This window comes from Marinobacter oulmenensis (genome assembly GCF_014201735.1).
Classification (GTDB): domain Bacteria; phylum Pseudomonadota; class Gammaproteobacteria; order Pseudomonadales; family Oleiphilaceae; genus Marinobacter; species Marinobacter oulmenensis.
On sequence record NZ_JACHFE010000007.1, the window covers coordinates 126327 to 136612 of the forward strand.

The 10286-nt window shown below is 57.5% G+C and carries 10 protein-coding genes; 2 read left to right on the forward strand and 8 right to left on the reverse strand.

Annotated features, from left to right (window positions below; all coding sequences use genetic code 11):
* Window positions 1-181: 181 nt before the first annotated feature.
* Together glnL and ntrC are read left to right on the forward strand one after the other, a co-directional pair.
* Complete coding sequence (glnL, locus tag HNR38_RS13660; RefSeq protein WP_183705229.1) at window positions 182-1270, forward strand: nitrogen regulation protein NR(II); 1089 nt, start codon at window positions 182-184, stop codon at window positions 1268-1270.
* Complete coding sequence (gene ntrC, locus HNR38_RS13665; RefSeq protein ID WP_183705231.1) at window positions 1267-2700, forward strand: nitrogen regulation protein NR(I); 1434 nt, start codon at window positions 1267-1269, stop codon at window positions 2698-2700. Before glnL ends, ntrC begins: the two co-directional genes overlap by 4 nt.
* Window positions 2701-2717: 17 nt before the next feature.
* Here ntrC and HNR38_RS13670 read toward each other — a convergent pair whose 3' ends face one another.
* From HNR38_RS13670 to HNR38_RS13705, 8 genes are all read right to left on the reverse strand, one after another.
* Window positions 2718-6380, reverse strand: a complete 3663-nt coding sequence (locus HNR38_RS13670; RefSeq protein ID WP_183705232.1) for a DUF6701 domain-containing protein — start codon at window positions 6378-6380, stop codon at window positions 2718-2720.
* Window positions 6377-6772 carry a pilus assembly PilX family protein gene (locus tag HNR38_RS13675; RefSeq protein WP_183705234.1) on the reverse strand — a complete coding sequence of 132 codons (396 nt, stop codon included), beginning with the start codon at window positions 6770-6772 and terminating at the stop codon, window positions 6377-6379. Before HNR38_RS13675 ends, HNR38_RS13670 begins: the two co-directional genes overlap by 4 nt.
* Window positions 6762-7580, reverse strand: a complete 819-nt coding sequence (locus tag HNR38_RS13680) for a type II secretion system protein (RefSeq protein WP_183705236.1) — start codon at window positions 7578-7580, stop codon at window positions 6762-6764. The genes HNR38_RS13675 and HNR38_RS13680 overlap by 11 nt, the downstream gene beginning before the upstream one ends.
* The gene (locus HNR38_RS13685) at window positions 7580-8104 is read right to left on the reverse strand and encodes a type IV pilus modification PilV family protein (RefSeq protein WP_183705238.1); all 525 of its coding nucleotides are present in this window, start codon (window positions 8102-8104) and stop codon (window positions 7580-7582) included. The genes HNR38_RS13680 and HNR38_RS13685 overlap by 1 nt, the downstream gene beginning before the upstream one ends.
* Window positions 8097-8528 carry a type II secretion system protein gene (locus HNR38_RS13690; protein WP_246362723.1) on the reverse strand — a complete coding sequence of 144 codons (432 nt, stop codon included), beginning with the start codon at window positions 8526-8528 and terminating at the stop codon, window positions 8097-8099. Before HNR38_RS13690 ends, HNR38_RS13685 begins: the two co-directional genes overlap by 8 nt.
* Window positions 8529-8632: 104 nt before the next feature.
* Window positions 8633-9118: a type II secretion system protein gene (locus HNR38_RS13695; RefSeq protein ID WP_281380420.1), complete on the reverse strand. Its 486-nt coding sequence runs from the start codon at window positions 9116-9118 to the stop codon at window positions 8633-8635.
* A 45-nt stretch (window positions 9119-9163) separates the two neighbouring features.
* Window positions 9164-9688 carry a prepilin-type N-terminal cleavage/methylation domain-containing protein gene (locus HNR38_RS13700; RefSeq protein WP_183705242.1) on the reverse strand — a complete coding sequence of 175 codons (525 nt, stop codon included), beginning with the start codon at window positions 9686-9688 and terminating at the stop codon, window positions 9164-9166.
* A gap of 49 nt (window positions 9689-9737) precedes the next feature.
* The gene (locus HNR38_RS13705; RefSeq protein ID WP_183705244.1) at window positions 9738-10280 is read right to left on the reverse strand and encodes a hypothetical protein; all 543 of its coding nucleotides are present in this window, start codon (window positions 10278-10280) and stop codon (window positions 9738-9740) included.
* Window positions 10281-10286 lie beyond the last annotated feature (6 nt).

Sequence of the window (10286 nt, forward strand, 5' to 3'; positions counted from 1 at the left end):
GGTAATCCTTCATGCCCGGCAGCGGCGGCAGATTGGCCAGCTGCACCAACCTATGGCATCTGACTGCCCCACTTGACGGCAGTCGCCCGTCTTTTGCCCATGAATTCGCCGCCCACCACAAATGTGGTTCGCTTTTTGCAGCCCGGCAGAGGTATCCATGTGCTCAATACGGACCGACTCCATGTCCCTGCAAACCCCGGCCCTGGCCAACAACGGCTACAAGAGTATTCTCGACAGTCTCACCACTGGTGTGCTGGTCTTGGGCGATAACCTGGATATCCGCTATCTCAATCCAGCAGCAGAAAGCCTGTTTGAAACCAGCCTCACTCGCTGCCAGGGGCAGGTGCTTGATGACGTTCTGATCGACTCTGAGGGAGCTCTGAAAACCCTTCACGAGGCTGCCGATAACGGGCATTCGTATACCCGCCGGGAAGCCGAGTTTTTCCTCGCCTCCGGCTCGCGGCTGCTGGTGGACTACTCAGTGACCCCCATCAGCGTCCAGCCTACCGAACTGCTGGTGGAAATACAGGCCAGAGAGCGCCTGATGCGCATCAGCCGGGAGGAGGACATCATCTCCCAGCAGGAGACCACTCGCATACTGGTCCGGGGAATGGCCCACGAGATCAAGAACCCACTGGGCGGAATCCGCGGCGCAGCGCAACTTCTGGACCGGGAACTGGACGACGCCGGGCAGCGGGAATACACCCGGGTGATCATCAACGAAGCCGACCGCTTGCGGACGCTGGTTGACCGGATGCTGGGCCCCAACAAAGCCCTTCAGATGGCACCCACGAACATTCACCAGGTACTGGAGCGCGTCGCCACCCTGATCGAGGCAGAAAGCAAGGGCAGCATTCACCTCAAGCGTGATTATGACCCCAGCCTGCCCGAGTTCTCAGGAGACGCAGAACAACTGATTCAGGCCTTCCTGAACATCGCCCGGAATGCCATGGAAGCCGCCTTCGAAAACGACGCGTCACAGCCTGCCACCATCTGCTTCCGTACCCGGGCGCTGAGACAGTTCACCATCGGCCACCACCGGCACCGCCTGGTCTGCCGCATCGACATCATCGACAACGGGCCGGGCATCCCCCCGGAACTGCTGCAGAATATTTTCTACCCCATGATCAGCGGCAGAGCATCGGGAACCGGCCTCGGCCTCTCCATCACACAGAGCATCATCGGCCAACACCGTGGACTGGTGGAATGTGAGAGCGAACCCGGAAGAACCGACTTCATCATCTTCCTGCCCCTGGAGGACAGCAAATGAGCCAACCGGCAAACGTCTGGATTATTGACGACGACCAAAGTATTCGCTGGGTGCTGGAGCGCGCCCTGAGCCAGGCCGGTATGCAACCGCGTGTCTTTGAAAGCGGCGAAGGCATCCTGATGCGGCTGGACCACGAACAGCCCGATGCCATTGTCTCTGACATCCGTATGCCCGGAATCGACGGTATTACCCTGCTGTCACAGGTGGTCGAAAAGCATCCCGATGTGCCGGTCATCATCATGACCGCCCATTCCGACCTCGACAGCGCCGTGACCAGCTATCAGACCGGTGCCTTCGAGTATCTGCCCAAGCCCTTTGACGTGGATGACGCGGTGGCCCTGGTCAAACGCGCTGTGGCCCATAGCCATGAAAAGCGGGCAACCGGGGAGACTCATACCGAAAGTCCACAACGCAGCGCCGAAATCATTGGTGAGGCGCCGGCGATGCAGGAGGTATTCCGGGCCATCGGCCGGCTGTCACACTCCAACATAACGGTGCTGATCAACGGTGAAAGCGGTACCGGTAAGGAACTGGTCGCCCAGGCACTGCACAATCACAGCCCGCGCGCCAGGAATCCGTTTATTGCCCTGAATATGGCCGCCATCCCCAAGGACCTGATTGAATCCGAACTCTTCGGGCACGAGAAAGGCGCCTTCACCGGCGCGGCCGCCGCCCGCCAGGGACGGTTCGAGCAGGCCAACGGCGGCACCCTGTTCCTGGATGAAATCGGCGACATGCCCGCCGATACCCAGACGCGCCTGCTACGCGTACTGGCAGACGGCGAGTTCTATCGCGTTGGCGGCACCACTCCGATCAAAGTGGACGTCCGTATTATTGCTGCCACCCACCAGGATCTGGAAAAACTGGTGCAGGCCGGCAGTTTCCGGGAAGACCTTTTCCACCGTCTGAACGTCATCCGCATCCACCTGCCCAAACTGGCGGAACGCCGGGAAGACATTGCCCGGCTGATGCAGCACTTCCTGAAACGGGCGGCGAAAGAACTGGCGGTGGAACCCAAAGTCCTGCGGCCGGAGGCCGAGGAATACCTCACCACCCTGCCCTGGCCGGGTAACGTCCGCCAGTTGGAAAACACCTGCCGTTGGCTGACCGTCATGGCCAGTGGCCGTGAGATCCACATCGATGACCTGCCGCCGGAACTGCTGCAACAGGCTGAAACGGAAACCACAGCCTACGGCCAGACCTGGCAGGAAGGTTTGCGCAACTGGGCGGATCAGGAACTGAAACGGGGCAAGAAAGGCATACTGGACATCGCCGTGCCCGAATTCGAGAAAATCATGATCGAGACCGCCCTGAAACACACCGGCGGTCGCCGTCGGGATGCCTCGATTCTGCTGGGTTGGGGCCGAAACACCCTGACCCGCAAGATCAACGAACTGGGCCTGGACCACCCCGAAAGTGATGAGGGCTGAGGCCGCAAGGCCTCAGTTCAGAGTTCCCGCCAGTAGATGATGTGGTCATTGCCCCGATAGACCCCGAAGGTTGCCAGGCCACTGGGGTCTTCGAGGCTGCCATCACCATCAAAGTCATCCCGCAACCAATCGGGCACCGTGAACGTCGCCCGCACATCCCCCTGATTGGGCTCTCCCGGTGCCGTAAGCACCAATTCATTTCCGGCGCCAGGTAAGCCGGCGTTCAAGGTACCGGTTGCACCATCCACGGCTGTGCTACCGCCACTGAGCCCGGACTGATCCAGTGCGACATCCGTACCGGTGGCATAGCTCCAGCAACTGTCGTCGGTATTGGTGATAAAACCATTGGCGGTGTAGTACTGGGCCCGGAAAGGAACAATCAAATCGGAGCTTTCCGGACCAAACGCATTATCCATTTGCACCCGTCCGTACCGCATCTCCAGGGGAAACTTGGGCTCTACGGCCACAGGCAGTTGCGTTGAGCTGACACCATCGGCGTCCGTCAGGCCGGAGAGTTCAATGCGGTAATCGGGGGTGAAGGCCGGCACCCTTGCCACAGGTGATTTGACATAGGCAATCTCATCGGCCGAGGCAAAAGCGTATTGCATGCGCCCGGGGCTCAACGTTGTTAAGGAGCCATCGTCAAGTGTCGCACTAACCGATAACGGCTGCCCGTTGGTATCCTGAGCGACCTGATCCACGGTCCCGGGGGTTCGCAGAAAATCGGAAACAGCCAACCTCCGGAAATCCCCGAACGTATAATTCCGGGTAACTGCACCCGCCACATTAAGGGCCTCAACCCTCAGCCTTGGTTCCAGCTCGTCGTCCCAGGCAAGTGCCTGGCCAGTGTAGGCAAATGGAGCAGCAGCCGAACAATAAGGCTGCACTTCCCCGGGCTCTGTGACCACCACATCAAACCGGTCCGGGATAAACCGCCCCACGTAGGGAACAGCATCACCGACGACGTCCAAGGTCCCCAGATAAGCAGAGTTGGCCAGTGAAGGCGTCAGGCTGATGATTCCCACTTCCGGCCACTGGAACTGACCACAGGCGATTCCGGCCGTCGCAGAATTGCCCTCGCAGTCTTCGGCAAAATCACCGAATTCACCCACTATATCCGGCGATACGGCATCAGAATCGGTAGGGGCGACCAGTGACGAAGCCAGCACGACGGACTCCGGGGCACTTTCCTGGCCGAAATTCGGTGTTAGGTCACCACTGGCATTGATGGCCTTTACCCGGATTTCAAAATCCGCCCCGGCAGCCACAAAATCATTGTCATCCCCCACCGCCTCCGCGGCCGGGTTATCGGGGATAATCAGTTCGAAATGGTCCGGCCGGGCGACAAAGTCGCCATTACCTTCCATCACAAGGCCCGCCTCTTCGCCGGTTCCGGTGTATTGAGCGTGCAGCCGGACCTTGCCGGCATCCGGATAGCGGAGCGTTTCCGTAGCTACTCCATCTGCATCGAACGTCAGATTGGTGGTTTCGCCCTGTGATGTCGGAATCTCATCACCATCGACCCATACGTTCAGCGTCCCGGGCTTAGGGTTCACATACTCCGACCAGAGAGCGACGGCCCTGGTTTCGTTGGAAAAGCCCGGCACGCACTCCTGGGTCACCTCGTTCTTGCGCACGGCGGCAATCGTCGCCTGAACCTCCGTGTCGGCCACATGATCCGGAATGGCTATATCAAACCCAGAGTCGTAGAAAGTCATCTCGCAATTGTCAGCGGACAGAGTCCCGGAGCCATCATCGCAAAGGGTTTGTGAAAACGCCCTTGCCCCTGGCGTTGACCCTGGCACGCCCAGAGTGACGTCGCCGGGGGATGTGACCCTCAGAGGGTGTGATGTCTGTCCCGTGAAGGTGAACGCATCACCGCCGACCCAACCGGTTGGTGTCATGTTCACCTCAACCGAGCCCGGGAACAGTTGACTGCAATCGGCATTATCACAGGCCCGGATAGTCACACTGGCAGGACTGCATGTAAGCCCCGAGCCTCCGTGCTCGATTTCGAAATGATCAACCAGTGCTTCTATCTCGCCAACTTTATAGGCACAGACCTGAAGGTTATCCATTTCATGGATGTTGGTGGATGAACCCGTTGAACCGGTTAGTGAGAAAAACAGATTTTCCGGTATTTCCGGCTGGCCACTCAGGACCTGCTCAATCAGCAACTCAAAACCGCTTCCGGCACCCGCCACCTGGCGCTCCACCGTCAGTACCGGTGTAATGCCGCCTCTTGAGTCAATGGTGATCCGGTAACGATGGGGATTGTTATCGTTAACAGCGTCAATCCCGGGTGTGAGTTCTCCCGAGTCACCAATATACTCATAATCCGGCGCAGCACCTCGAACAGCTACCGAATCCAGCGTCCGGCCGTTGTTGCCCCCCTCTCGGCCTTCGCTGTCGTTGGAGAAATTGCCGTATTCATCAATACCGATGCCCAGCCAGCCGCCAGCAAAACCACCGGAGCCATCAGGTTCCTGGGCATACCCAAGCGAACCACCGTATCCACCGGCCTGCGGTGTGATGGCGGCATCGGAAAAGACCACAGCCATACCGTCAGCACCAGACGAATCATCATAGGCGTAGTAATCAAACTCCACCCGGATGAGGTTGTCCGCCCCGGGAAACTTTCTCTGGTAAGTCACAGCCGTCGCCTGATTTGTTGCGTCCTGCGTCATACGCAAGCGGCCGTTAACAATCTGGGGCGTAAACGGCCCTCTGGAAACGGACGTCACCCAATCCTCCGAAAGCATTCCGCCGGAGTAATCATCACTGAAACAATTCAGGGGCTCCGAGAAGCAGGGCCGGGTATTACGTGCCAGTTCCTGGATCTGCGATCGCGACAAGTTCGCATCGTGAATATAGAGCTCGTCCAGCGTGCCATCGAGAAAGTTTGTCGGGTCCCCATTCCAACGGGTCCCCCCGATAATCAACGGCTGATTGAAAGCCTTGTTCGTGTAATTGCCGGTAAACGAACTCTCATCCGTGCGACTGTTACTGGCTACCACGTTGCCATTTTCATCAAACAGGGTTAACTGGAAATCAACCGAATAATCCCACTCTCCCCATATAGGCCAGAGAATCCAGCGGTACTCTTCATGGCGAAGGGCCTGTGCATTGAGGAAATACCACCGACCTTCGGTCATCTGATAGTTCATGGACAGGGATGAGGAACCACCATAAACGTTCCATACCGTCAGCTCCGGCCGGCCATCCTGTAACCGGACGTTATACTCCTGTTCCCTCCCGGCGCCTTTATGCACAAAGGTCTGTGTACCGCTCCGGTTATCCAGCCGGACCCAGCCTGATATCGACATTTCCCGGGTTGTGGCCAGAGGCGAAAGCTCATTGCTGTCCGGCACCTCAACATAGTGACGAGCCTGGTACCACGTATTATTTTCTTCCGGAACAAGAAATCCCTCACCCCGGAAGCGCCCGCCCTGACAGACCTTGGCGTCAACGGTGTTGGGCAAGGAGCCACTGTAGCCGGCCGTCCGGGCGATGCCGTCATTGCCGTTGCCGGAACTGTCCTCCACCTCACCCGGTTCACCGGACCACTGCGCTTCATCCATCTGCCAGAAAGCGACTGGGTCTTGAGCCGAGGCACTGGTGGAGATCAGACTCAAGAGCATTGCTGAAGACACCATGGCCACACGCAGGAATCGCTTCATCGTAACCGCACCTCCACCGTCCGGGCGGCCTGGTCCTGGCCGCTGCCACACTGCCCGGCACTGACCACCTCATAGACCCCGCCGCCCGGAGTCCCGCAAGTAACGGTTGCACGGCAACCAGCCAGGCCCGCCTGGCTAAACCCGACACTAATACTGTTGGTAAAACAGGCGGGCGTGGCCGGATTGGCCAAAACCCTGGCAACCCCCACCTGGGCGCCGCTTTCAGCGGCAAGGAAGGCCCGCTGGGACTGGATCTGCAGGCTGACCGAGCGGCCGGAACTCTCCTGCAACTGGGCGATCCCCGCCACAATCAGGGCCAGAACCGTGATCAGGAACAGGGCGACCGGCAGCCCGGCACCGGCCTGTCGGGTCAGCTTGTTGTCAAGGTACATTGCGAATCTGTACCTCCTGACTAAGTCGAGTTTCCTCTCCGCTCGGAGAGGTCAGAACAAACGCGAAATTTACGATAGCAGACCGTCTCAGTGACGCTGGTATGAATTTTACCCGGAAGCTATCGGGCTTCAGATTTGCAGCGATTATGCCTGCACCCAAACCATTGAGGTCACCATATGAGGGCTGGGAAGCACGTAAACCATAGCCTTCAAATCTATACAGGCGGTTGTCATCTTGACAAATACTTACCGGCTCTCGAATCACATAAAGCCTTTTTGTAGGTGACTGTGACTGAAAGCGGTGGTTCCCCTGTAGAATAACTTTCCCGTTAGCTACAGCGCCGTTATCTTGTATATCGGAAATCGGAGGGGAAATCGGGGCCGGATCAACGCTCGTGTCGAAGAAATTCGTTGCTGAGTACCCGTATACGGCCAAGCGGAATGAGGAAGGACTACTCTTTATCTGTGCGGTTACATCAGTTGAGAGTGGAGTAATTATCCCCTCGTTAGCTGCTGCTGAAAAAGGAAGGCTATCGTAGCTAGTGGCCGCAAGGATCGGAATCCACTCGATACACTGCTGGTTACTGTCAGCTCTAACTCTTATAGACAGCGGATGCGCCTCTCTTAATTGTCGAGTAATCTGTTCACTGACAACCACACCCTGTAAAGCCCTTTGTTGGCGGTCGCCAACATCGATGGCTCCCTGCGTGGACAGCGCGACGAACTGCACGGAAATGGTGGCCACGATGCCTAGAAGGACAATAACCATCACCAGTTCGACAAGCGTGAATCCACGTTGACTGCTCATCAGAAGTTCCCCCGATAAGCAGTGAAGAGATACTTATTCCCAGAGGGATCGGTGATGGTGATATCGATACGCTTAACTTCCACGTCCACACCCAACTCGCTTGTTGGATTATTAACGCATGTTACCGACACACTAACCCGGAACAGCTCATAGCCTCCCTCTTGAGGCGTTGAAGGTGTATCCCAATAGCTCGATGGGACCTCACTGTTGATCGCATCGTAGTCATCCACATCCCGGTAGTCATCACGATCACGGCTCGGGTCGATTGTCACTCGGCACCCCCCACCATAGCCCTCACCCGGATCTGCCGCTTCATCAAACGGCTTCGCCAATATTTCATCCATATAGCGTTGAGCCAACGCAACAGCACGAGTCTGGTTTAGGGGGTCAGCACTGCGCCCGACGATCAGGGAATAAGCACCGACAACACCACTGATTGCGACGCTGATGATGACGATTGTCATCACAAGCTCTACCAGAGTTGCGCCTCGTTCACGAGGCGCGGAACGGGGGCTTTCAACCATTGCAATTCCCTGTTAAATCAACTTGGTAGACAGCGCCCAGAGAGCTTATACAGAGAATAAACTTAGTACCATCTTTTGTAATTTCTATCGCAGTTGCCCCCAGGGAGTTCCCTGAAGCATCTATCGAAGCTGCTAGTCGATTGAAATAGATATCTTGGTTGGATGGAGTGGTAGTGAAATCTTCGCCATCCAGGGAAAAACTTTGGAGAGTAGATACGGAGCCATCAGCTTCTTCAAATCTGGCTCGAAATGTGGTGCCCGAAATCTCAACACGAGAATTTTTCTTACCCGCCAACGCTGCCTGCTGGGCAAGCAGCGTGGCGGATTGGAGCTGCTGGGTGGCCAGCAAGGGGGAGAAGGCGGAGCTTCTGGCAAACAGCCCGATCCCGAGTGCGGAGAGCACGCCGATCAGGATGATGACCATGACCAGCTCTATCAACGAGAAGCCAGACGCGCCGGTCCCCGAGGGCCGACGCAAGCTGCGTTCCGATGACAGTCCGGCATGAAGTTCCGCCATCGACTACCTACTCAAGGGCAGGTCACAGCTGAAATAACAGGTGGCACGTTATTTCCATTGCCGTCTTGAGTTGCTTGCGTATAGGTAAAGCTACAGTTGTCGCTAGACACTTCCAATTCATTATCATCAGCTGTGTAGTCCAACGTAAAGTCGTCAGCAGAAAGCTGAGCGGCTTCTACGATGCCCACTGCACCGTCAGTGCCACCGGTAGCGTCACCACTGTCAGCGGCTGGATAACCATTGACCATCGTAATGTTAGCGCCTTCAAGGGTAACCGTTCCGCCCTGTCCATTTGCCAGCCAAGCAGAATGCGCTATCCCGGAAGCAGACTTAACAGCGCCTTGGGCACCACGTAGCGCAGCCTCCTCCGCGTCTCCACCAAGATCCGCAAAACGTGGCAGGGCAAAGGCTGCCAGAATGCCGAGGATCACGATGACCATCACCAGCTCAATGAGGGTGAAGCCCTTTTCTTTCCGGTTCGGAATCATGTCTTTCATGTTACTGCTCCGTTCGATTACAGGTTGTTTCAGTTAAAGCGGGTTTTAGTCGACATTGGCGGTCGTTATTTCGCCCGTGTCCGCGTTGTAGCTGATCTGGCGGGCATCGCCGCCGGTCAGGCCATCCGGCTGATAGGTGTAGTCGCAGGATGTCCCGGTCGCGCTGGCCAAATACTCCACGCCATCACCGGAGGTGGTGGCCACTTCCGGGGCGTTGGACTGAAGCAGCGCGTTCCAGAGCGACACACAACGGGCGTCGGTCAGGTTGTTGGGATCATTGGCACCATCGGTGGACACAGCCCAGCCATCCTCACTGACATCGATGTCATCTTCACCAAAGCCATCCACATTATCTGCAGCCGCCGTAAGCCCGTTAGTGACCCACTGAGCCTTGACCAGAGCCACGCTGGCAGCCAATGCGCCAGACGTTGCCCGGACATTGGCGCGGTGCGCCTGCTCCGAAAGCTGCGCAAAGCGCGGCAGGGCAAAGGCGGCCAGGATCGCCAGAATCGCAATCACCACCACCAGCTCAATCAGAGTGAAGCCTTGGTTGCGTCTTTTCTCTGTCATTTCAGCTCCTTCGGCAAGCCTATTCGTGGATTGTGTCACAGTTTTCCGGTCAGTCCCTATGGGTATCCCCGGGTTTTTGACCGGATTTAACATGGATCAAGGTCAGCCCCACCGCCCGTCGGTTTCCGTCCCTGGCGGAGCGGGCGTATTCCGGAACAACCTGCAATGTCATCAGGCCTCCGGCTGCAGCCATCAGGTCATCTCTGCCATCCGCAGCCTCAAAAACATCGGTCCGCGGGCGATAAACCACCCACGACCGGTCCGCCTGAAAGCACCACCGGCCGGGCGCTGGCTGGCTGTCGCTACAGAGCCCGTCCCAGTTGGCCGGCGGCTGTTCCAGCAGTTGCGCCGGATTCAGCCCGCGCCACTGTTCAAAATTGCCGTCGCTCAGCAGGATCTCGGCACCTTTGACCACCAGCGCACTGCGAAACTGATTCAGCATCATCCGCACGCCCTGGCGCTCCGACTGCTGCGCCACCTGTTCCACCGAGTTGAACAGGTAGGTCACCGCCACACCCAGCAGGCAAACGGACAGTGCCACCTGAAAGCGCCAGCGGTTATCGGCGCCGATGTGGCCGATGCGACTGGCCATGACGGG